Here is a 24367-nt window from a genome sequence, read left to right as displayed (position 1 = left end):
GCTTGGGCCATTCTTCCCATCTGAGCGTAAAGATTAGTTAATGCATCTCCAGCCTCTTTGATTTGATCCAAAGTTAACTGGCGATTAGTAAAAGGTTTGAGAGCTTCCTGTGCTTGCTCTTGCGTAATCAGCGTAATACCAACCACCTTAAAGGAGCTCACCTCAATTGTTTTGTCACCTGATTTTGGCCTACTTGGTTTTGTGGGCTTCTTAATGAGGTTATCCGGCGCAACATTTTGGCGATCGCGGTCAACTTCACGTTGTAATTGTTGCTGTAATGCACCAGCATCAGGGCCAACTTGTGAATATGCCGAACCACTCAAGACCAAAAAACCTGCCGCTAATGCAATTGCACGACGTGCAGAAGCAGGGGCGCTAAATGGTGAATGCTTTACGGCAGTGCCAGATTGAATGGAATGGCGAATGTGAGGGTGCATCTTGTTATCTCTAATAATTGAGCAGACATTAAAACGCTAAATCTAGAAGCTGAAAATCCCTCGAACGAGAGTTAGCCTTACGGCTAACTGACCGACTTATTTAGCTCGTTTTTTGAAAGCAATGAGCTGGGCTAGCGAGCGCAAGTGCAGTTTACGCTTGACCTGCGCCTTGTACTGCTTGGCTGTGTACAGTGAAATCTGTAGTTTTTCTTGAATTTCTGCATTACTAAACCCTAAAGCAAGCAATTCAAGCACCTCAAGCTCCCGTGGAGCCAAGGCCTTAACGTGCTCCTCAAAAGCTTTTTGCTCAACATAGCTGCGCATATTGTTAGCATCTATATCTAAAGCCTTGATTACCGCATCCAAAAGGGCGTCTCGCTCAAATGGTTTGACTAAAAATTCAATAGCGCCCTGCTTCATTGCTGTAATCGATTGTGCAACAGTGCTTTCGGCGCTAATAAAGATAATTGGCACCTCACGACCACGCTTTATCAACTCCGCCTGTAGTTCTACCCCAGTCATATCCGGCATGCGCATATCAGTAATAACTACTGCTGGCGAAACGTGAAGTGGAATCTTTAAAAACTCTATAGCAGAAGCAAAGGGGTAAACCCGGTATCCAAGAAACTCCAAAAGACTCGTTAAAGTAGCTCGCATCGAAGCATCGTCCTCTATTAAGAAGACATGTTTCAAAACATCATGGATTGCAGCTTTACCGGTCATTGTTACTTGTTGCCCAAAAATTACTCTCTCGGATTATGACAAACATACTGCCCATCAATATCCCTCGATCGCGGGATACGCTAAATCCTCAAATCATCGACTGGGATTGGGGGGGGGAAGACGAGGCTAAAAGTTGCGCCAGCATTTGACCCGCGCTTATAAAAAATATCTCCGCCATGTCTAGTCATGATGTGTTTGCACAACCAAAGGCCCAAGCCCATGCCCGATTCTTTCTGTGAGTCTAGTAACTCAAATAATGAATGCTCTCTTTCAATAGGAACACCCGGACCGTTATCGCTAATATTGATTGTGACTTGTTCGCCCTGAAGATTGATGGCAATAAGGATATGTTTTTTCTCTATATTGTTCTTACTTTTCAGGGACTCAATAGCGTTATTTAAAACATTGAGAATGGCCTGATGAATCTCAATCGAATTAGCATTGATGTAGCACCGCTCTGGCATCTCAATTAATAATTCAATATTCGAGCCTCTGCACTCTGGCTCTACCAATTGGGCTATTGAATAGACGAGCCCAATCAAATCAATTCTCTCTAACGTAATCGCATCACCGGAGAACAGTGCGCGCAGTGAGCGAATGATTTGTCCCGCTCTTCTTGTATCAGCCTCAATAGAATTGACGATATCCTTTTCTAGATCGAGTTTAACTACATTTCTGTCCATTAGGGATTTAAGATGCTGCGCATTTAAAAGAGATGCGCCAAGTGGTTGATTTAACTCGTGCGCTAATGATGCAGCTAAAGCGCCGGTGCTAGCAGTCTTGTTGGACTTCAGTAGATAAGAGACTAATTTTTCGCGCTCAACTAAAAGCTCTTGTATTCTCGTCCGCTCTTTTGATTCGATGTCATACTTATAGGTTGATTCACGCTCTTTTTTCCACAGTCTGCGGTAAAGGTAAGCGTTGATCAATATATAAACTATCACGTTAATCCCATTTGATGTCCATGACATCATGCTGGACAATAGATCAGCGTTTACGATATTTTGTATATTTAAGTGAGGGCTCCGATTAACCGTAATTATTCCGAATGAGTAGGCGGTAACTTGTAAAGCCAAGAAGAAAATTAATATGCCAACAACGTAATCTCTTTTTTTCCGTAGGCAGTATGCAATGGAAAAAAACTCCCAAATCATCAATGGAATTTGTGTGCCTGCCACCGTATTTACGCGAGCAACAAAGCTATTCTCCTTTAGAAAAAAATGAAGGAACACAAAGCAAAATATTACATAGCCAATAGCTAGGATATACATCACCGACCTCTTAATAGGAGCATTCCAACTGCTTAAGAAGAGAGCAAGCAACACAACAGATGCCATGTATAAATAGTTTGCAGGAAGTAAACAAACGGAACCAAAAAACGGAACCAAAAACCAAAAAAAATAAGCAATGCTTCTCAGCAAAACTGTATATCGCCAGAATAGAGAGGATTCTAAGGAGTTATGGAGTTGATTATCAACTTGCACGGTCAAGAATATTCCAAATAGGATTAGTCCGAATATTCCAAACAGCAGTTGATTCATTAATTCCATGGTTACTCTCTATTCATTTTCGGTTTGGATTATTTATGATTATCATCAACATTCTAGATCATCAAATTTACGCCTAGATTCTTTGGGCGTCTCCAGTCGAGGTCTCTGACGGCAAGGTTTAGGTGCGCTTTAAACGCAAAACTAATTGGCGAGAAGACGATTGGCGGCTTAATTGTAAATAACTTGAGTCTCTTAACTGTCAAATAGACCCAACTGATCCCCAATAGATTCAGTGCTCTTCTTGGTTAAAAAGGCGCTAGGATTTTTTGGTTGCAACTCTCCGCCCAAGCTTTGTGCCTGATGAATCATCCACTGAACTCTGCGACTAATTTGGATGCGGTAGGCATTGGGAACATTGATGGCAGATAAGGTTTCCCTAAGTCGAATTGCACTGATGTGCAGCACATAAGCAAGCTCGGTTAACTCAAGATTAGTAGTCAGTAGATTGCGTTTTTTAGTACGTTTATTTGGCATTTTTATCCTTAATTTAGTTGATTTACACCCTTTTTCCATTCTTTTTGGGGTTAGTTTTGTTGGTGCCTTAACTTTGTTTGATTAAGACAACCGCAGAGCCAGCATCAAAACAAGAACATTGCTTTCTCTGCGGTGTGCCTACTTGCGAACAATCGATCTAAGCCCCCAAAAACTAGGGTCAAGATAGACCTTAGGCCCTCGCGCGCGTAACGTTAGTGAAGCATCCTGTCATCGCTCAATAAATCATCAGGTATGTGTTGTTCGACCTCCACTACGTTTTCAAATAAGCAATCGAGTGCCCCATAGGGCTGCATGGCCATTTCCAAGAACTCACGATGAGTCATGTCGTAATCCCAGTGATGTCGCAATACATCATCCGTACTCATCTCTACACATTCAACCAGCTCAAAAAATAATTCATGCTTAATGTCATCTTCATAGGCAAGAAAGGTGGGTTCGCCATAGCTGCGCCAGACTTGTCGCCGAACCAGCTCCAATGCATCCAAGTATCTTCTTCGCATCGACTCATGGCTGTCGCCGTAGTCAAATAGCATTTCAATGATCACCGAGTAATTCTCTTCTGATCCGTAGATGTCTACATCTTCATAACTGCTTACTACTGTTGTCTTTTTGTTCATGTTCTTTACTTTCATATTTGTAAAGGTTTGACCGGTATTTAGGGTTTGTTTGATACTCATAACTTATTCATTAAAAATATTGTTTGAGTAATAAACAAACCGTTTAAACCGTTTAAACCGTATTTTTAGGATTGATTGTTTTTTCTAGGCCGGCGTCCCATTGCTGCTGGTCTAGGTATCCGTAGACAAACAGCGGGATAGGCTGGTCTTCCAAGAGGTTTGCCAACGTCGAAACCACCATCCACAACTGCTTTCTAGATAAGCGTGCCTGGTGTGCGCAGAGCCTGACCCACACGAAGTTATCGCGCTGCTCTTGAACACGATTGCGTATACGCGCCCACAACTCTTTAAGCTGTTGCGTTTCTGCTCGACTTAATTCAATCATTGGATTATTTTTATGATTCATACAATCTCCTTTTTAGTAATTCGCCATGATTTGGCGTTATCCCCATTTGAGCCATGGCACTCAAGCTTCATAGCGGCCACTAGTCTTCCGTTGCGTTTTTTAAGTGCCTTACCCAGCGATTTAGGTGAGGACCAGTTCGGGCCAACTAACTGCTGTAACGCCTCGCGTAAATCCTTTGCCTCAGAATCGGACCAGTCGTTTGTTACTTTGGCGACTACCTGCTTTGCTGTTACCCAATCTGAACCAAAAGCTTTGACCCATCCCTGATAGAGTTGCAGTAGCATTTCCATTTCCGGATCTTCGGCTTGATTTAGTTCAATGGATTTGGCAATGTCTACGTACTGGTTGGGGGCAATCGTTTTTCCAATGTGCATCACCGTTTGCCTCACAAACGTGTCCCACTCTGAAAATGAACCGGTGTCCCCTACCTTCTTGGCGCCACTGTTAAGGTAAAAGCGAATGAGTGTGAGCGCTGCGGAGACCATACGCTGCCGATCAAAGATGCACACGTCCTTTGGATTGAGGTCAAAACTTCTAGCCTGAGGCCTTTCAGTCTGCGGGTCGATGCGGCAAATTAAGACCCGTCGACTCATGTCATTTACCGGCGAGAAATTATTGCCAGTAAAGATCATTAACGTCTTGTTTGGGACCTCAAGCACGGTTTGCGTGTTAAACAAACGCTCCTTGATCATCTGTGAGGTCATCATTCCAGCCAAAGCTGCAGAATCAAATTCACCTACTACGTTATCCCAGATGACCGTTCTGTCGCCGCTGCGTATAGCGGTAAATCCACGCTTTCTGACCTCGTCAACATTCCTGACGTCTACATCTGGCCAAATCGTTGGCTCGCGCCCACTGCCCAAAACCTCAACGCACCCAGCCAGCAAGCTCTTGCCGCTACCCTGCACCGGAGCGTCATATGCAAACCCTGGCGAGGTTGGCAGGCACGGGCGAACCACGACCGTTAGAAGCGCAGCTAGGTGCACCGACCTCGCTAATTCATCCACAAAAGGGAATTGATTGAATGGCTCCATCAACAGGTTAAGGGCCTTGATGGCCTGCATTTCTGTTGGACACTCTGGCACTGGAACTAACGCATCCTGGGTACTCAGTAGCAGCCCCGTGCGCTCGTCGTAGCCCTTGGTTGCCAGAACCGTGCCGTCGGGACGTAACGTTGGCGCCGACACCACTGCTTTCAACGCCTTTAGGTGCCGACCAATTTCTACGATGCTCTTACATAAGGTTGGTGGCGGGTTCTTAAGCTTGTGATCATGCTCAAATTGAATCAGCTTGCCTAGAATGTAGCGAAGGTTCGCCTCCTTGATTGACTTGATCTTCATGTCATCGGTCACCTCAACCAGGACATCACCAAAGTCAAATAGGTTTGGCGCCTTGCGCATCACCTCTAAAGTTGAATCAATCACCTCCGCCTCTTTACCGTCCAAAATCTCAATACGGACAGGTCGGCTAAACAATCTAAAGTTAACGCCGCCATGAGCAAATGAATGAAGATTTGGAAAGGCGCTGCCCAAGAAGAGCTTGCCAACAAAACGCCTGCCATCGTAATTAGGCTCTAGCGGATCTAGGGTCACACAGCCGTTAAAGTCCTCTGGACTCTCCAGCAGCTGGGCCACGGTTAGCTCCTGCTCGCCGCTCTTAGTCTTGACCACAACGCGCCAGTCGCCCTGCAGCTCTTTCTGGTCAATTGCCCTATAGACCATATTGTGTATCTGGGCATCCCCAAACTGTGGGTTATTAGTGCGGTAGTCGTGTAGTCGCTTAGACACCCAGGCAGATTTCTTACTGTCGGCAAAGTCCAGCACGGCGTTTCGAGCGCGAGACTTATTTATCTGCAACTGTGACATCAAGGCTGCCGATAAATCCTTAAGGCTTGAGGAGTCTAGCGAATGCTTATGGCCTGAGATAATTTTTGGAGTGCCCCTGCGCTGTTCGATTCCGTCCTGACACTTTGCGCCAGCACAAAAATCAATCCGGTTAGTCTGCCAAACAGACTGATCAAACAGTGGACGCTCCAAAAGCGAACCCGACTCGCTGACCTCGTACCTTCCAACACCTGATAGCCAAAGACGTGCGTTGATAATCTCACCCACACGCTCAATATCTTGAGCATCGTCTACGAGAATATAAAAGCGTATGCCCTTAACCCCTACAAGCTCTTGGTCCTTGTAGTAAAGACAGCTTGAGGTGCTCGGTATCATCAAAATTTGTACGTCAGCTAACTCTGGAACTGCGCCAATAAGCTGAGCAATAATTTCACTCGCACTGTGAGCACGCGCTCCATCCTTGGGCGCGTCATAGTCGAGCATTAAGATGCCTCCGCCATCTGGCCACCCAAATAGTTCTTTTGCCCTGGGGGATTGATGGGCTGGCCTACCACCCTCCTCCCAGGCCTTGGTAGTGACAATCTCAGTAACCTTCTGTGGCGCAGTACCGTAAACCAAGCACTGGTTGTGGAGCAAAGAGTCAAGTAGATCGCCAAACTGCGTAAGGTTCTCCACAGACCTAAGCTCACACTTAGCCTGAACAATATTTGCTGATGTTGATTTTTTGAGATTTGCCTGCTCGTCTAAGGAAAAGACTTTAGATACAACAGACGGTTTTGCGCTGCTCAGCAGCGTGAATGTGTAATGCATTATGAAAACTCCAAAGCGTATTCCAGCCTTAGTGGCTGGGATGTTGTGTCGCGAGCTTATGGATACGTTTTTTGCACACTCTCACCCAAGTTCTTGGGCCGCATGCTTACATTCTGATTGGCCTTATTCCACGGACCGTTCACGGTGTCACACCTAGGCTTACTGCAAAGCCGCAACTTAATAATGCAGTTGGTGGGCGCCCCTGCCCTCTCTCTTAGCCACCGCGCTTATCTCGGTGACCTTGAGCCGTTTTATGTGGAATCTCACCACAAAGCACTGCCTGCTTGCTGGCCCATCTGCACTGAGCCGCCACAACAAAACTGCTTTTTACCTCTTCATACTTTCCACTACATATTGCTGACGTCAATCCGCCCCAAATATGAATATTTATTTTTAGTCGTAGTCCAGATCATCATCGGAGCCGCTGTAAAGGCGATTTTCGTTACCCAGGACGTGGACAGGCAGCTTGCGCTTGTAGCCGTCCTTCGACTGCTTGGCGTTTCCGGCGGCGTTGCCACCCGCCTCGTCCTTGCTCGAGAGGATGCGTTTTTGGACCGACTCGTAGGCCGTAAAGCAAAACAGGCGCGCCTCTTCCTTGTTTTCTTCCGTATCTTCGCACTCATCGATTTTTAGGACATTATTACCAATCCATTCCAAGATTTGATGCTTTGGGGTATTTTTTAAGCGCACCTTAGAGGCGTGGTCAAAGGCGGTCTTGGCAATCCTCAATGCAGGGCTAGCCTTACCACGCTCTCGCAAGTAGTCTGCCCGCTCTTTGATGCTAAGCGCGCTCATCTCACTCTGATTCATTAACCAACACCGTAGTGAGCGCCTTTTGTAATGCTGCGTATTTTCTGGCCAAGGAGTGTCCGTCACCGTAGCCACGGCTGATGGATGGCTTACCCCAGCCACCAATCGATTCAGCCAGATACTCTGGTGTACCTGCCTGATCGAGCAATGTCTTAACGGTGTGGCGTGCCGAGTAGAGGGTCTTGCTAATGCCCAACGATGCAATGTAACGATTAGTTGCCCCGCTCACGTTATCGCCTAAGACCTCATTGCCGTCACAGTACCGGGGAAAGACCACGCTATCAGTATGGGTCTCTAAATACTGCGCCAGAACTTTGGCTGCAGCAGGAATGAGTGGGACCTTGCGCACACTGTTCTTGGTCTTGAGGGTTCGGCCGCCATACTCCACCACATCAAAGTGAGGGTACTCGTCATCTAGGTAAACATCTTCACGACGCAATCCTGCAGCCTCCGAAGGGCGAACACCAGTTAGGCAGCAAATTAAGATCAAAACCCTAATCTCATCAGCCTTGCTAACGCAGCCGGCTATTAGCTTGCGATATTCGTCTTGGCTAAAGGGTTTACGGGCTACGCTGTCCTTGCCCTTTTTCGGGATGGTGAGGCGCCCAAACTTATTACTAAGATTTAACGACTTCTCCTTAATCACGCTGTTAATGACAGCGCGTATAGTCTTTAGCTCACGCTCAACGGTCGTCGTCTTGACGGTAGTTAGTCGGTGCTTGATGTAGCGACGCGCCATCTCTCGGGTCACATCAGCTAGCGCAATGTCTCCACCGGTGACATCGTAGATATTCTTCCAGCGCTTGAGGGTGTTCTTCTTGAACTTTTCTGATGTGCCGTGCTCGTGATTCTCAAAGTAGACGTCGGTCGCCTGAGACAGGAGGATCGGCATGGGCTTGCTAAGCAGCAGCTGGGCGAGCTCGTCGACCTTGGTCATGGTTCCTGCCTGCTTCTTATCGCGCAGGTAATCCTCAATGTAGTCTAGGTGCGGGTATTCATACATTCCCTCCGGCACCCTAGCTGGCGTGTTTGCCGCGCCCGGTAGTACGCCATGGCTGGCAAGGAGTGCAACCGCCTGCTCTTGAATTTGGGATGGCGTACCGCCCTGGCCGCTCTTGAGCGCCTTAAAGTGCTGGTCGTAGTGATGCGCCAGTCGATTCATCTCCAAAAGCATTTGCGAGTGAATAGATGGCAGCTTGTGGCGCACGATCTTCTTATCACCGTAAAAGCGCTGTAGCGCCCTAGGGATAGAGCGCTGGAAGTAGTGCTGCCCGTTGTTGTTAAAGTAGTATTTGAGTTTCACAGTGATATTCTGCGTGGAAATTAATAGCATGCCAACCTCTACATAAAACTACATAAATTCCGCAGAGAAATGGCTGTTAAACTCTTGATTTATATGGCTACTTGGGAAGTGTCACGTACCTCTTCTGGGCACCAAATTACTGCTTTTAGAACCGCAATGATCATTTTATAGATTTGCAGGGGCTAAATCAAACCAATACGAAGTTATTCCATTACAAATCCATCATTCTATGTAGGATTTTCGACTTCATTTCCTCCCATAGGCCCTGAAAATCCTCCAACTTGTCATGGGACAGAGAAATTGGCTCAAATAAACCGTTAAAAAAAATAGTCTTCTTAGGGGCCAGAGCCTTATCAAACTCACTTAAAACAATAGGCTTTTCATCTAGATCAAGGGTTAATTCGGCAGAACAAACAATAGCCTCTGGATCGTCCTTATCAATAACGGCATACTCAATTAACCGTTGCTTGTTATCTAAAATAACCAGCGTACCCCGAGCGTAGCAAATGGCATCATGATCCTGAACTATATAAGCTAAAAATGCATTTTGATCCTGCTCATCTAGAGGCAAATCATCTATAAAGAATAAATACTGATCGCCTTGCGCATTAACCAAGGAAAAGACCTTGGGAATGACACCATGGGCTAGAGCCAAGTTTCGATAATAAATGCCGATTTCTACGGCAAGATTTTCAGCAAATAGATGCATACGAATAAATAAAGGTAACTATTAAGGTTATTGCAGTAATTGCAGTTTGAGGAATTCCATTGTGCGATGCCACGCTAAAACAGCGGCTGCCTTGTCATACTTTAAGAAGAAAAGGTTTTTAGAATCAGCCTCCTCATTGGCAAAAGCATGCTTTGCATCATAGCGATAAAAGTTGAAATTTACCCTCGCCTCTTTTAGCTTGGCTTCAAGAAGGTCCACGTCTTTGATTGGAAATGCATCATCATGCAAAGCCCAATGACCCATCATTGGGGTATTGATCTTAGATGCATCAACATACTCTAGTGGCGGGCATCCGTACCAAACTACTGTGGCATCTAATTCAGGAACATTACACGAAGATAAAACAGTGAGCGCTCCACCCATACAAAATCCAGTGACTGCCACCTTTTGACTTCCTGTAGCCTTTAGGTACTGAACAGCACCCCGAATATCTTGCCCGGCAGCATCAGCAAAATTCAATTCATTCATCAAGTGTTCGGCCTCATGCGCATCCAGGGCAGATTTACCCCTATACAGATCAGGCACCAAAGCTCTATAGCCCGCACTAGCCAAAGTATCTGCAACGCCTTTAATTTGATCATTAAGACCCCACCACTCTTGAATGACAACGATGCCAGGCGCGTTTGCACGATCCTTTGGTTCTGCTAGATAAGCATTTACAGGCAGCCCATCAGGCCTTTCAAATTGAATCATGTATAGCCTCTTTTTTTGATTATTTAATTCATTTAATTTTTAATATAGTAACCGTAAACGCAGCGTTTACCTGACCTAGATGGATCATGGGTATCTTGAATAACACCATCTATCACAGCCGTAAGATGTTTAGATACCCTCACAATCAAGATACCTTTTGGTAACTCATCTGGCCTCAAGTGAACACGACACCCACCGCCAATTTTCATGGTCGGCACCCACATAAATCCTTGTGCAAGAATATAGTCGTGAAACACATTGCGGTGATTGCCATTGCGAGGAGTTGCTCCAGTCACGCTTAATCGTTTTGCCAGTCGGTCATTGCGATTTTGAGCATATTGCTCATTGGCCTGACGAAGGTCTTCATACACCCGCAAATATGGCAGCTTAGTAGCAATAGCGATAGATCGAACCACACAATCTCCAGCCCCACCACTAAAACCCGCCTCCAGGCGGCCACCATCATTTAATTGGAAGCCAAATGTAGAGCAACTTTTTGAGAAGGGATTAAAGAATGAGAACATGTAAGATGCATTGAATAAATAAAAATGGACTTGCCTCTCGACAAATCCACCTTTATTGCAAATGCTAGCTATGTAATTTAATTTGCGTTTGCTTGTTTGACTACCTGACGCCATTCATGCAACAAGGGCTCTGTATAGCCATTGGGTTGCTCAAGGCCTTTGAATATTAAATCGCTAGCCGCTTTATACGCATAGGAATCCTGGTAATTAGGCATCATTGACCTGTATAAAGCATCACCAGCATTCTGCCCATCTACCACCTTAGCCATACGCTGCAGAGTCTCATTTACCTGAGCTTCGGTAACAATGCCATGAAGTAACCAGTTTGCAATATGTTGACTCGAAATTCGTAAAGTTGCGCGATCTTCCATAAGTCCAATATTGTGAATATCTGGCACCTTAGAACATCCAACACCTTGATCGATCCAACGAACCACATACCCAAGAATACCTTGGCAATTGTTGTCCAACTCTTGTTGAATTTCTTCTTTGGACCAGTTTGGTTTCTCTACAACAGGAATAGTTAATAGCTCATCCAGCAAAGATTCTGCTTGTGCAGCCGTATCCAACTTCTCCATTTCTTTTTGAATCTCAGCAACATTGACTTGATGGTAATGCAAGGCATGTAAGGTTGCTGCGGTGGGCGATGGAACCCATGCAGTGTTTGCGCCAGCCTTAGGATGAACAATTTTTTGCTCCACCATAGCCTTCATTAAATCAGGCATAGCCCACATACCCTTACCAATTTGCGCCCGACCACGTAAACCGCAATCAAGACCGGCCAATACATTACGGCGCTCATAGGCAGATAACCATTTACTGGTCTTCATATCACCCTTACGCATCATTGGGCCAGCATGCATGGAGGTGTGCATTTCATCACCGGTACGATCTAGAAAGCCAGTATTGATGAATGCCACACGTGCACCAGCCGCAGCAATAGCCGCCTTGATGTTGGCACTCATACGTCGCTCTTCATCCATAATCCCCAACTTCACAGTGTCAGCTGGAAGCCCAAGCAACCGTTCAACACGAGCAAATAGCTCAGCTGCAAACGCAACCTCTTCAGGACTATGCATTTTTGGCTTCACAATGTACACGGAGCCCTTGCGAGTATTACCAATCTGTTGTGCAGCAGGTCGATTAATGTCATGCAGGGCAATTAATACGGTAACTACCGCATCAAGGATGCCTTCATAAATTTCTTTATCGCCTTCAGTCAAGATGGCGGGGTTGGTCATTAAATGGCCAACGTTACGAAGAAATAATAGTGAGCGCCCGTGTAAGGTCACCACACCATCTTTAGCAGCAACGGCGCCAATGCCAGCTTTGTATTGGCGATCTGGATTGAGGGTCCGAGTGAAGGTCTTTCCACCCTTATTTACCTCTTCAACCAAAGTCCCCTTGAGAATGCCAAGCCAATTTTCATAGGCCAATACCTTGTCATCAGCATCCACGGCCGCAATAGAATCTTCCAAATCTAAAATGGTCGAAAGTGCAGCCTCAAGAACAACATCATTTACTCCAGCGGGATCGGTTGCGCCAATGGTTTTAGATTTATCAATCTCAATATCAATATGAATACCGTTGTTGCGCAAGAGAATAGATGAGGGAGCATCTGCATTGCCTTGATAGCCTACGAATTGTTTTTCATCAGCAAGACCAGTAGAGCTACCATCCTTTAATTGAACTGCCAATTTATTACCATCAACCGTGTACGCTACTGAATCACGATGCGATCCTTTGGCTAATGGCGCTGCTTGGTCTAAAAAATTACGTGCATATGCAACGACTTTTGCGCCACGAATCGGGTTGTAAGTACCAGCTTTGGTGGCACCATCATCCTCAGAAATAACATCTGTGCCATAAAGGGCATCATACAAAGAGCCCCAGCGTGCATTAGCCGCATTCAATGCATAGCGTGCATTTAATACCGGCACAACTAACTGTGGTCCAGCTTGGAGAGCTAACTCATCATCCACATTTTTGGTGTCTGCCACCACCTTTCCTGGGACCTCATCGAGGTAATCAATTTCTTTCAGAAATTGACGATAAGCAGGCATGTCTGTAATGGGACCAGGATTACTTTTGTGCCATTGATCGAGCTCAGCCTGTATGCGATCACGCTTAAGCAGTAACGCTTCATTCTTAGGGCTTAAATCCTTAACAATCGCATCAAATCCTTTCCAGAAATCAGCACTTTTAATGCCGGTACCCGGGAGGACCTTATCTTCAATGAAGCGATAAAGAGGAGTTGCTACTTGGAGACCATTACAGGTTGTGCGTGCAGTCATTTTGTAAGCCTTTGATTCCATTGATTGGTGTTTAAATAAGTTGTGTAATTATTTTCCATTATTCCTGAAATGGGTGCTGAAGCAAGATGGTTTCATCGCGCTCAGGTCCAGTTGAAACCATTGCGATTGGTTTACCAGCAACTTCCTCAATTCTACGTAGGAATTTTTGTGCCTCCACAGGCAATCTATCCCATTCACGGATGCCGAAGGTGGTGCCCTTCCATCCAGGAAAATCTTCATAAATTGGCTGACACCGAGCGACTGCTTCAGCGCCACGAGGCAATACGTCTAATTTCTTGCCATCCAAGTCATAGCCGACACAAAGGCGAATCGTTTCAAGTCCATCTAGCACGTCTAACTTGGTAATACAAAGTCCGGATAAGCCATTAATTTGAATGGAGCGCTTAAGAGCTGCAGCATCAAGCCAGCCCGTTCTACGGGGGCGACCGGTCACTGAACCAAATTCTTTACCAACCTCAGCGAGGCGCACGCCAATTGGATCTTGTTTCGCAGGATTGTCATGATCATATAACTCACTTGGGAATGGTCCAGCACCAACACGAGTGCAATAGGCCTTTGTTATACCAAGAATGTATTGGAGAGAATCTGGTCCAACTCCCGATCCAGCGGCGGCATTACCCGCAACACAATTACTTGAAGTCACATATGGATAGGTGCCGTGATCAATATCAAGCAAGGTCCCTTGCGCACCCTCAAACAATAAATTTTTTCCGGCTTGTTCTGCGGCATAAAGAGCGCCTGAAACATCAACCACCATAGGCTTAATTTGTTCAGCATATGACATTGCGTCTTGCAAGGTCTTTTCAAAACTGACTGGATCTGCGCCATAGTAGTTTGTAAGCATGAAATTGTGATATTCCAAATTTTCACGCAGCTGTTCGGCAAATTTTTCTGGGTAGAATAAATCTTGAACGCGAAGTGCACGACGCGCTACCTTATCTTCATAGGCCGGGCCAATACCGCGTCCAGTTGTTCCAATCTTTGCTTCACCGCGTTTGCGCTCTCGAGCTTGATCGATTGCAACGTGATAAGGAAGAATTAAGGTCGTTGCTTCAGAAATCTTCAATCGGGAGCGCACATCCAATCCTGCCGCCTCTAATTCACCAATCTCCTTAAAGAGTGCTTCAGGTGAAAGTACAACTCCATTTCCGATGTAGCAAACAACATCCTTATGCATAATTCCTGAAGGAATTAAGCGCAAGATCGTTTTTTTGTCGCCAATAATTAATGTGTGTCCAGCATTATGTCCGCCTTGAAAGCGAACAACTGCTTGAGCATGATCAGTTAACCAATCAACGACCTTGCCCTTCCCTTCATCACCCCATTGGGTGCCGATGACAACGACATTACGACCGTGTGATTGTTGCTGTGAAGACATATCTAAATCCAGAAAATAATTACAAAAATGGGGGAATACCAATATTTAAGCTATTTTAGTAGGATCACTTCCCAAGAGTTACCATTCTTGGTCAATTGATGCGTACATTGATATTCGGAGAGATATTCCAGATCTTGCGGCATCAGCTGAATGACCACCCTACCCTTACTTCGTAGACCATCTATTGTGGTCTGTAAATCGGCGTCATCCACCCATGGAGCGAAAATAGCAGTCTCAGGCTGACTTGGCAAGGATAGGCCAGCCAGTGTTAATAAGTCGAATGAAAAACCCGTTGCTGGTCTTGATCGACCAAAAGCCTGGCCGACATGGTCATAGCGTCCGCCGCGAGCAATGGGCTGTGGCAAGTTATCAACATAGGCCGAGAACATCACTCCACTGTGATACTGAAAACCTCGTAAATCAGCCAAATCTAGGCTAATTTCCAGACCCTCACCCAGACCTCCAGAGGCGATAACTAAGCGCTCAAGATCAGCAATTGATTGTTCAATAGTTTTATTTTTGGGAAGCAGACGTTTGGCATTTTCAATTACCTTACCCGGGGGTCCATTTAAATCCATCAAGACTTGCAATGCTTTAGCTATAGATTCGGGGAGAAAGCTTGTCCACTGAGCCAGGCCCGAGAGATCTTTAGTTTGCAGTAGGCCATAGAGAATCTCGACGTTTGATTCAGAAATTGACACTTCCTCAAGAATTCCAGCCAAAACACCAGCGTGAGATAAATCGAGATAGATCTTTGATAAACCAGTCAAGCGAATGGATTTAAGAAGCAAAGTGATGGCCTCAAAATCAGCCTCCCAACCTGCGCAACCATATATTTCAGCACCAAGTAACAGCTCTTCGCGAGCAGAACGACCAACAGGGGTACGAGCATGGGCAACAGTACCGGCATAGCAAAGACGCGTGACACCAGATCTATTGAGTAAATGGGCGTCAATACGCGCAACTTGAGGGGTTATGTCTGCCCGCAAACCAAGGGTGCGACCAGATAACTGATCAACCAACTTAAATGTTTGAAGATTGAGGTCGGAACCCGTGCCGGTTAATAGGGAATCTAGAAACTCCAGAATCGGGGGAGAAACCAGCTCGTAACCATAGGATCGATACAAATCCAGAATTGCACGACGCAATGCCTCTACCTTTCGAGCCTCGGATGGCAAAACATCGGCAATATCTTCAGGAAGCAACCAACGATTCATGATCAGGATGTACTTTCGTTATTTTTTGTGCAAGAACTTAAAGAAATCGCCACTTGGCTCAACAATCACCAAGTCTTTTTTATCCTTAAAGGAGCTCCTATAGGCCTCTAGACTTTGATAAAACTGAGCAAATTGAGGATCACGCGAAAACGCCTCGGCATAAAGTGCAGTAGCTTTTGCATCACCTGCGCCTTTGATCTTCTGCGCATCGCGATAAGCTTCAGCCAATATCGTATCGCGTTGACGTTCAGCATTGGCTCGAATTTTGTCTGATTCAGCAGCGCCAGTAGAGCGCAATTCATTGGCGACTCGCTTGCGCTCGGCTTCCATACGACGATATACAGAATCGCTGATTTCAGCTAAGAGATCTACACGCTTGAGACGAACATCAACGATCTCAACCCCAATATCACTAGAGTCATCAGCCACCTTCTTTCGAATCCCCTGCATCACCGCTTCACGTTGATCGGAGATCAATTCGCGCACGGTGCGTTTGGTAAATTCTTCATTCAGAGCAGATCGCACTAGTTGGGTTAAACGATCTTGCGCTAAACGCTCATCACCCTTAAAGCTGATAAAAAATTTACTCGGATCAACTATGCGCCATTTCACGTAAGAGTCGACTAATAAGTTCTTTTTTTCGGCTGTTATGAATCGCTCAGCCTCTGGGTTATCAATCGTTAGTATGCGGCGATCAAAGAAACGCACATTTTCAAAGGGTGCAGGATATTTAAACTGCAAACCAGGATGTTCAATCACCCGAACAATTTGACCGAAAGAAAAAACCACCGCGAACTTACGCTGATCAACAATGAAGATGCTAGATGAGAGCACATAGGCAAGAGCAACTAGCGCAATTGAAGATGCAATCAATCGATTGAGATTCATTATCGAGAATCCCGGTCGCGACTACGTAAGCTGTCCCGCTTATCAACTGAAGCATTGTTTGCAGGCATTTGAGTACCCGGTACCGGAGCCGTTGGATTTGCAGAAGGTGGCGAAGATTGCCCTGCCGGCTGTGGCAAAGAACCGCTTGGACCGCCAACAGTCACAGAGCCAGTTGGGGTAGCAACTTGCGAACTCTCGGCGTTCACTTGGGCAATCATTTTGTCCAAAGGTAAATAGAGCAAGCTATTGCTTTTTGAGACATCCACCAATACTTTACTGACGTTCGAATACATATCGCGCATCGTATCGATGTACATACGATCTCGGGTAACTTGGGGTGCTTTAGCATATTCAACATAAATTTGCTTAAAGCGAGCAGCATCACCTTCAGCAGTAGATACGACTCTAGACTTATATCCTTCTGCTTCTTGTATCAATCGAGCAGCCGTTCCTTTAGCGCGAGGAATAATGTCATTAGCATATGCCTGCCCTTCACTCTTCAAGCGCTCCTCATCTTGACCAGCTTTGACAGCATCATCAAACGCTGCCTGAACTTGCTCAGGAGGTTGCACATTTTGAACGGTAACGCTGGTTACAAAAATCCCTGCTTGATAGCTATCTAATATTTTTTGAATAGATGCCGCCAAGTCAAGGGCAATCTTTTCTCGTCCTTCATATAAAACAGTGTCCATTTTGCTGCGGGCAACAATCTCTCTGACAGCAGTTTCAGCAGCCTGAACTACGGCCGTATCTGGATCGCGATTATTAAATAAATAGTCAGTTGGATCTTTTAAGCGGTATTGAACTGCAAATTGCACGTCAATGATGTTTTCATCTTCGGTGAGCATGGAAGAATCTTTTTGATTGGTTGCCTTGATCAGGATAGGGCGACCTACCTCAACAGAGCGAACGCCTGACAAGTTAACAGTTTCTTCAGTCTGAATAGGCCAGGGCATATGCCAATTGATTCCTGGTTTTGCCGTGTAATCATATTTACCAAAAGTAAGTATGACGCCGGCCTGGCCTTCTTGAATAATGAAAAATCCGCTAAATAACCAAAAAATCAACACGGCAACAACAGCTACCAGAATGCTGGCCTTAGAGCCAAATGGATTGGTGAAATTAAAATCCGGGCCACCCATTCCATCGCCATTACCACCATTACCGGGAGGAGCCTTCCTTTCGGAGGGAGGCAAAATATCACTGGAACGGGGTTTGCTTTGAGCTCCATTTGAAGGGAAATTGACTGCTGGCGGCCTCTTTTTTCCACCAAATAAATTACCAAGCCGATCATTGAAGTCACGCCACAAGTCATCTAAATCAGGTGGCCCTTCAGGCTTGGTGCTTTGCGGCGTATTTCCTGGATTTTTTGCTTGATCAGCCGGTGATTGCTCTAAACCCTGCCCATCTTTGGGATCTTTAGGCGAATCACCAGTAGAGTTGACCGAAAAAAGGCCTAGAAATTTACGCATCATTAGGTGAATATTTACGATTTGGTATAGGGTTAAATTCAGCAGTTTCTGGTCGTTCGGCTAAGGGCTCTAAAAACTCATCTGCAGCCATCTGGGATTTGGCGCGGTTGTGTTGAATCCTTATTCTATCAGTCATTTGAGAGTACTCACCCAGCGCTATCCTCAATAAATCTAAGCCCATCCCAGTCTGTGCCGATATGAAAACCTGGCTTGGAAGCCCCTCCGAGTCTCGCTCTATAACAGCGCCACGGGTAAAAGTCTGAGGCATAAGATCAATCTTATTGAAAACCTCAATCCGAGGAATGTCATCTGCACCTATTTCACGTAAGACCGCCTCTACTTCTGCTTTTTGCTCCCGCGAAACGGGGCTACAAGCATCAATGATATGCAATATGAGATCAGCATGAATTGTTTCATCTAATGTGGCTCTAAAAGCCTCCACGAGCTGATGAGGTAGCTCGCGAATAAAGCCAACCGTATCGGAAACGACAATTGAACCAATATCCTCCAAATGTACACGTCTTGAGGTTGTATCTAGGGTAGCGAAAAGCTGGTCGGCAGCGTAAGTACCTGCCTTTGTAAGGGCATTAAATAGAGTAGATTTTCCAGCATTGGTATAACCCACCAAAGATACTGAAAATACATCTTTTCGGTTACGCGCTCGGCGCTGCGTCCTCTGTTGACGCTGAAGTTTTTCGAGCTCAGACTCAAGACGCTTTGCCTTTGTGGCAAGCATACGGCGATCAAGCTCCATTTGAGTTTCACCCGGACCGCCACGAACACCAATGCCACCTCGTTGACGCTCCAAGTGACTCCAAGCCCTTACGAGTCTAGACATTCGGTAGCGGACTTGAGCTAGTTCAACCTGAGTTTTACCAATATGACTTTGAGCTCGCTGACTGAAGATATCCAAGATCAATCCAGTACGATCCATCACATGAAAACCTATGTGCCGCTCAAGATTGCGCTGTTGGGTCGGCGAAAGAGGATGATTAAAAATCGCCAATTCGGCACCCCCCTCCTCCATAGCTCTTTTTAGTTCATTTGCTTTTCCAGAGCCAATAAATAAAGCTGGATCAGTTTTGCCTTTGCGAGCAATCACACTGGATATGTGCACAGAACCAGCACTCTCAGCCAAAAGACTGAGTTCGGCCATGCTATCAGCAAAATCCTCGCGTCCGGTATCTACCCCAACCAGAACAGCGCGAGCTGCATCTACTCCTGTTTTATACAGAGCCGGCTTCTTCTAAACGAAAATCGATTGCGCGCGCAGGGACAATGGTAGAGATTGCATGCTTATATACCATTTGAGTAACGGTATTGCGCAAAAGAACTACGTATTGATCAAAGGACTCAATATTGCCCTGTAGCTTGATACCGTTCACTAAATAGATAGAAACGGGTACATGCTCTTTGCGCAATGCATTGAGGAATGGATCCTGTAGTAATTGAATTTTGTTAATGTTCATACTGCTCCTTCTTCATTTTTTATTATGGAGTCTTGCTTTTAATAAACCACCTGCACACTACTGATTGCTACAAACTTTATAAGGGGCAAGAAATTCAAATTTCAAGGCCGCTCATTTCGAATTATTTCTTTTTACCCTTTTTGGGATCGGAATCAACATACGGGTTTTTAGCGGTGTTCATCTGTATTCGTAAAGGCGTACCGCGCAATTTAAAGACATCTCTAAAGCGACCCTCTAAATAGCGCTTATAGCTATCCGTAACACCACTTAAAGAGGTTCCGTGAATAACCACTATAGGGGGATTCATACCACCCTGGTGTGCATAACGTAATTTAGGCCGGCCCATGCCAACCCGTTTTGGCTGCTGATGCTCAATTGCCTCTTGCAAGATACGCGTCAATTTAGGCGTAGGCAACTTGGCCATTGCTGCAGCATAAGCAGAATCAACATCCTTAAACAGTTCTTTTAGGCCAGTGCCTTTTTTAGCTGAAATTGGGTGCACGTTAGCAAAATCCAAAAACCGAAGCTTTTGAGCAATCTCGAGTCTGGCACGCTCTTTGACGTATGAGTCAATGCCATCCCATTTATTAACGGCAACTACTAATGCTCTACCCGCCTCGACAATGAAGCCAGCAATATGGGCATCTTGTTCCGAAATATCCTGCTGTGCATCAAGCATCAATATCACTACATTGCAATCTGCAATGGCTTGCAAGGTTTTAACTACCGAAAACTTTTCGATCGCTTCAAACACTTTTCCACGACGTCGCAAACCAGCAGTATCTATCAAGATATATGGCTTACCGTTTCTCTCAAAGGGAACTTCAATTGCATCGCGAGTGGTACCCGGCATATCAAAAGCAATAACACGCTCTTCACCAATAAGCTTATTAATTAAAGTGGACTTACCGACATTTGGACGACCAACAACTGCGATCTTCATTGGGCGATTGGGGTCGGATTGCAAATCTTCAGGTTCAGGCTCTGCAATCCCTAAAGAATCTAGCGCATCATCAATCAGGCCACGCACACCATCACCATGAGCCGAAGATAATGGAAATGGCTCACCTAAACCGAGCTCATGGAAGTCAGCAGTAACTACACCCGCTTGCATACCCTCCGTTTTATTCACGGCCAATATGACTGGCCTACCGGCTTTACGAAGGAAATCAGCAATCACCCGGTCTTGGGGCGCCATACCCAAACGACCATCGACTAAAAAAATAATGATGTCAGACTCAGCAACCGCTTGCTTGGTCTGTTTAGCCATCTCAGCAACAATGCCCGTTTTAGCTACCGGCTCAAAACCACCGGTGTCCACGCAAATAAATGCGCGCTCACCAATACGCCCTTTTCCATAGTGACGATCCCGAGTTAATCCGGAGAAATCTGCAACTAAAGCATCACGCGATCGTGTTAGGCGATTAAAGAGGGTAGACTTTCCGACATTCGGACGCCCAACGATGGTGATGACTGGATTCATTTTGGACTATACGCCGCTAATTTCCCACCTTGAGATTGAATCAAGATAAGACCGCCCGCCGCAATTGGCGCAGCAGAAATTGGACTACTATCATGTCGAATTCGCGCAAGTATCTCACCATTGGACTGTGAAATTGCATGAACGAAACCCTCAGAGTCGCCCATAAATACAGCGCGACCAATTGCCAGGGGCTCACCTACATTGCGATACATCAACTTGGTGCTTTCCCAGATCAAACTGCCATCCTTCGTTGCAAAGGCGCTTACTTGAGATTTTTCATTCGCAGCAAAAACCATTTCCGTGCTCTGGGCGGTACCTGTATAGCTTGAAAAATCTTTAAACCACATCAGTGCGCCAGTTCGAGCTAGACCGCAACCAATCCTACCTTGATATGAAACAGCGCAGAGGGCCTCACCATCGATACTTGGCCTTGCGGTAACATCATTAAGACGTTCGATTTCAGAAAAACCTTTTGGAAAAGAAACGGGTGTTTCCCAGATCAAGCCACCATTCGCAATTGCAAGCATGCCAAAACGTCCACCAGTAAAACCAGTGACAATGACCTCATTGTTGATTGGGAGCATACCGTAACCCACCCTTAAAGAAAGCGTGGATTGTTGACGCTGATAATTCCAACGTCGAGCTCCAGTAAGGGCATCAAGACCTATAAAACGGCTATCAAGTGTGCGGATAACAACCACACCTGAGGCAACGACGGGCTCTGTAAGAACTTCGCTGCCAAGATTGAGATTCCAGATTGGTGCACCAGCCTGATCATAAGCATAAACAGTACCTTTGGTGCTGACCACTACGGTAGTCTGACCATCTGATCCAGGTCCTACGGATAAATCCTCGGGAACACTCACCTTCCATACAGTAACCCCAGTTTGTAAATCAATCTTATACAGATTTCCATTTTTAGATGAGGTGTAGACAGCATCGCCTGCGACTAATGGGTGAAAGTTAAATGGCTCTGAAGATCCAACATTAACAGACCAAGTTGGCGCTAAATCAAATTTATTGGTGATAGGAGCGAGTTCTGCGGGCTTGTGAGCACGATCATTGCCTGAGCAAGCGGCCAGCATTACTAGAGCGCCAGCAAAAAGTAAACCAGTACCGAATCGAGTGATTGAGCGCTTTAATTCTGTCTTCACTTTGCCAACCCTCCAACCGCATCTAATTTCACTTTTAGCAAACGGCGCGCCTCCTCAGGAAATTCTTTTGCTTGATCCAGTTGCTTCCATGCTGCCTCATAACTTGATCTCGCTTGGGCCGTATTTTTTTGCGCAAGATACCAATCACCACGGCGTTCGTACCATAAAACCTCATAACCCTTGACAGGAGTTTCTTTCAGAATTTGGTCTGCCTCTGCAGAGTCTTGAGTTGAACCGTCTTCAATTAATTGGGACACTAAGCGCATTTTTGCCAAAGCAAGATAACCATCATTCGAAGCATGGGCAGCGGCCCAGCGCAAATACATAATTGCCTTGGCTGCATCCCCAGAGTCAGAAGCAATTTTTGCGGCCACTAAACTTGCCATAGCTGAATAAGGGGTGCGTGCGTACTGCTTTTGCAGATCATCAGCAGCTTGAAAACTTTGCTCTTTATCGCCCTTGACTACTGCAGAGATCATTGTTTCATACAGTTGTGCTGCTGAAGCCGCTTGACTATTGCGCCACCACTGATAACCGCTATAAATCGCATACACCAATAGGGCTGCCGTGAGGACGCCAGTAATCAGGTTTCGGTATTTATGCCAAAACGCTTTAAATTGGTCTAATTGTTCTTGTTCTTCTAAATCTAATGGCATATCAATCCAAGCTAATAAATACAATATTTGGTCAATGAATCAGTCATTCTATTCGGATGCGCCTACCAAAGCATCAATTACCGCCTCCAATATAGATTCTAGGGGTATTGCCTGTTGTGCACCACTGGATCGCAAATCCTTGAGTTGAGCCTCATTATTTGCGAGCTCGTCCGACCCAATAATCACCGCATAAGCCGCTCCACTGGCATCCGCCTTCTTCATCTGAGACTTAAAACTAGATGATTGGCCATCAGGTGGGCAAAAAAGGATGGTATCTATACCAGCACTACGCAAGCGCTCCGCAACAATCATCGCGGTAGTTAAAGTATCGCCACCCTGATGAAGAACAAAAATATCACATTGCGCCTGAGCGTCGGGGGCACTCTCGGATACCTTCATTAGCTCTAGAACGCGCTCCATGCCCATAGCCCAACCGCAAGCTGGCGCAGCCTTGCCACCCATTCTCTCAATCAAAGGATCATAACGGCCGCCACCGGCAATCGTACCCTGAGCACCAAGTTCGTCGGTTATCCACTCAAATACGGTCAAATTGTAATAATCCAAACCCCTTACTAAGCGAGGATTAATTTTGCAGGGGATGTTGTTCGACTTTAGTAGTTTTTGAACAGCCTCAAAATGAGCCAGTGATTGAGTGCCCAGAAAATCCAACAACTTGGGGGCACTTTCAATCAATTCTTGCATGGTTGGATTCTTAGAGTCGAGAATACGCAAAGGATTGCTGAGGAGACGACGTTTGGAATCCTCATCAAGCTGGTCAACATGCTGCTCAAAATAATTGACTAAGGCTGCACGATGCTCGGCACGCTCATTTGCTTGTCCCAGGGAATTAATTTCCAGCCGAACACCCTTGAGGCCAAGCTCATCCCAGAGTCGTTGACCCATCAAAATAATTTCAGCATCAATATCAGGACCAGCAAAACCAAGAGATTCAATGCCGAATTGATGAAACTGGCGATAGCGACCACGCTGAGGACGCTCATGCCTAAACATGGGACCGGTGTACCAAAGACGCTTTGGGCCATCGTAAAGCAAATTATTTTCTATAACAGAGCGCACTAAAGCAGCAGTTCCTTCAGGACGCAAAGTTAATTGCTCACCATTTAAGCGGTCTTCAAAGGAATACATTTCCTTTTCAACAATATCCGTTACCTCACCAATGCCACGCTGAAATACAGCAGTAGCCTCTACGATAGGCGTGCGTAAATATTCATAGCCATAGGCTCTAGTAAGGTCGCGCAGAACATGTTCGAGATGAGCCCACAAGGGAGCTTCTGCGGGCAGAAGATCATTCATGCCTCGTACGCCCCTCATCTGCTCAACCTTTTTAGGCTTTTGATTTGACTGCTCTGAAGATTTATCGCTCATGTTCTCT

The 24367-nt window shown here is 45.7% G+C and carries 24 protein-coding genes; all 24 read right to left on the bottom strand.

Going from position 1 to position 24367, the window contains the following annotated elements; genetic code table 11:
- Positions 1-437 (bottom strand): POTRA domain-containing protein (locus M2125_RS10380; RefSeq protein ID WP_280742937.1); only part of this gene is annotated, 437 nt, incomplete at its 3' end.
- Positions 438-533: 96 nt separating this feature from the next.
- On the bottom strand, positions 534-1160 hold the full coding sequence (locus M2125_RS10375) for a response regulator transcription factor (protein WP_280742936.1): 627 nt from the start codon (positions 1158-1160) through the stop codon (positions 534-536).
- 80 nt (positions 1161-1240) lie between these two features.
- The gene (locus tag M2125_RS10370) at positions 1241-2710 is read right to left on the bottom strand and encodes a sensor histidine kinase (RefSeq protein ID WP_280742935.1); all 1470 of its coding nucleotides are present in this window, start codon (positions 2708-2710) and stop codon (positions 1241-1243) included.
- Between the two features lie 192 nt (positions 2711-2902).
- A complete protein-coding gene (locus tag M2125_RS10365) occupies positions 2903-3184 on the bottom strand; it encodes a hypothetical protein (protein ID WP_216228474.1) in 282 nt (93 codons plus the stop codon).
- A 212-nt stretch (positions 3185-3396) separates the two neighbouring features.
- A complete protein-coding gene (locus tag M2125_RS10360) occupies positions 3397-3882 on the bottom strand; it encodes a hypothetical protein (protein ID WP_280742934.1) in 486 nt (161 codons plus the stop codon).
- A 52-nt stretch (positions 3883-3934) separates the two neighbouring features.
- Entirely contained in the window at positions 3935-4228 is a 294-nt protein-coding gene (locus M2125_RS10355; RefSeq protein WP_280742933.1) for a hypothetical protein, read from the bottom strand.
- On the bottom strand, positions 4225-6882 hold the full coding sequence (locus M2125_RS10350; RefSeq protein ID WP_280742932.1) for a hypothetical protein: 2658 nt from the start codon (positions 6880-6882) through the stop codon (positions 4225-4227). Before M2125_RS10350 ends, M2125_RS10355 begins: the two co-directional genes overlap by 4 nt.
- 214 nt (positions 6883-7096) lie before the next feature.
- Positions 7097-7249: a hypothetical protein gene (locus M2125_RS10345; protein ID WP_216264116.1), complete on the bottom strand. Its 153-nt coding sequence runs from the start codon at positions 7247-7249 to the stop codon at positions 7097-7099.
- Positions 7250-7275: 26 nt separating this feature from the next.
- Positions 7276-7677, bottom strand: coding sequence for a hypothetical protein (locus M2125_RS10340; protein WP_280742931.1), 402 nt, complete (start codon positions 7675-7677; stop codon positions 7276-7278).
- A 1-nt stretch (position 7678) separates the two neighbouring features.
- A complete protein-coding gene (locus tag M2125_RS10335) occupies positions 7679-9025 on the bottom strand; it encodes a tyrosine-type recombinase/integrase (RefSeq protein WP_280742930.1) in 1347 nt (448 codons plus the stop codon).
- A gap of 181 nt (positions 9026-9206) precedes the next feature.
- Positions 9207-9704, bottom strand: coding sequence for a hypothetical protein (locus tag M2125_RS10330; RefSeq protein WP_076024092.1), 498 nt, complete (start codon positions 9702-9704; stop codon positions 9207-9209).
- Between the two features lie 27 nt (positions 9705-9731).
- Positions 9732-10418, bottom strand: coding sequence for a dienelactone hydrolase family protein (locus M2125_RS10325; protein ID WP_280742929.1), 687 nt, complete (start codon positions 10416-10418; stop codon positions 9732-9734).
- A gap of 32 nt (positions 10419-10450) precedes the next feature.
- Complete coding sequence (locus M2125_RS10320) at positions 10451-10942, bottom strand: hypothetical protein (RefSeq protein ID WP_280742928.1); 492 nt, start codon at positions 10940-10942, stop codon at positions 10451-10453.
- Positions 10943-11019: 77 nt separating this feature from the next.
- Complete coding sequence (locus tag M2125_RS10315; protein ID WP_076024250.1) at positions 11020-13236, bottom strand: malate synthase G; 2217 nt, start codon at positions 13234-13236, stop codon at positions 11020-11022.
- 58 nt (positions 13237-13294) lie between these two features.
- Positions 13295-14635 (bottom strand): adenylosuccinate synthase, encoded by a 1341-nt coding sequence (locus M2125_RS10310; RefSeq protein WP_280742927.1) that lies wholly within the window; start codon positions 14633-14635, stop codon positions 13295-13297.
- Positions 14636-14685: 50 nt separating this feature from the next.
- Complete coding sequence (locus tag M2125_RS10305; RefSeq protein WP_083657555.1) at positions 14686-15852, bottom strand: ATP phosphoribosyltransferase regulatory subunit; 1167 nt, start codon at positions 15850-15852, stop codon at positions 14686-14688.
- Positions 15853-15870: 18 nt separating this feature from the next.
- Positions 15871-16740 (bottom strand): protease modulator HflC, encoded by an 870-nt coding sequence (gene hflC, locus M2125_RS10300; protein WP_280742926.1) that lies wholly within the window; start codon positions 16738-16740, stop codon positions 15871-15873.
- Complete coding sequence (gene hflK / locus M2125_RS10295) at positions 16740-18215, bottom strand: FtsH protease activity modulator HflK (RefSeq protein WP_076024098.1); 1476 nt, start codon at positions 18213-18215, stop codon at positions 16740-16742. The genes hflC and hflK overlap by 1 nt, the downstream gene beginning before the upstream one ends.
- Positions 18205-19446, bottom strand: a complete 1242-nt coding sequence (hflX, locus tag M2125_RS10290; RefSeq protein WP_280742938.1) for a GTPase HflX — start codon at positions 19444-19446, stop codon at positions 18205-18207. The genes hflK and hflX overlap by 11 nt, the downstream gene beginning before the upstream one ends.
- Positions 19439-19681: an RNA chaperone Hfq gene (hfq, locus tag M2125_RS10285; protein WP_076024100.1), complete on the bottom strand. Its 243-nt coding sequence runs from the start codon at positions 19679-19681 to the stop codon at positions 19439-19441. The genes hflX and hfq overlap by 8 nt, the downstream gene beginning before the upstream one ends.
- Before the next feature lie 121 nt (positions 19682-19802).
- Complete coding sequence (gene der, locus M2125_RS10280; RefSeq protein WP_280742925.1) at positions 19803-21164, bottom strand: ribosome biogenesis GTPase Der; 1362 nt, start codon at positions 21162-21164, stop codon at positions 19803-19805.
- The gene (gene bamB, locus M2125_RS10275; protein ID WP_277541206.1) at positions 21161-22318 is read right to left on the bottom strand and encodes an outer membrane protein assembly factor BamB; all 1158 of its coding nucleotides are present in this window, start codon (positions 22316-22318) and stop codon (positions 21161-21163) included. The genes der and bamB overlap by 4 nt, the downstream gene beginning before the upstream one ends.
- Positions 22315-22974 carry a YfgM family protein gene (locus tag M2125_RS10270; RefSeq protein ID WP_076024102.1) on the bottom strand — a complete coding sequence of 220 codons (660 nt, stop codon included), beginning with the start codon at positions 22972-22974 and terminating at the stop codon, positions 22315-22317. Before M2125_RS10270 ends, bamB begins: the two co-directional genes overlap by 4 nt.
- A 48-nt stretch (positions 22975-23022) precedes the next feature.
- Positions 23023-24360 carry a histidine--tRNA ligase gene (hisS, locus tag M2125_RS10265; protein WP_280742924.1) on the bottom strand — a complete coding sequence of 446 codons (1338 nt, stop codon included), beginning with the start codon at positions 24358-24360 and terminating at the stop codon, positions 23023-23025.
- Positions 24361-24367: the final 7 nt, after the last annotated feature.

It is taken from the genome of Polynucleobacter sphagniphilus, from assembly GCF_029892205.1.
In the GTDB taxonomy this organism is placed as follows: domain Bacteria; phylum Pseudomonadota; class Gammaproteobacteria; order Burkholderiales; family Burkholderiaceae; genus Polynucleobacter; species Polynucleobacter sphagniphilus.
The sequence above is the reverse complement of the archived record's forward strand: the minus strand, read 5'-3'. Positions and strand labels throughout refer to the sequence as shown.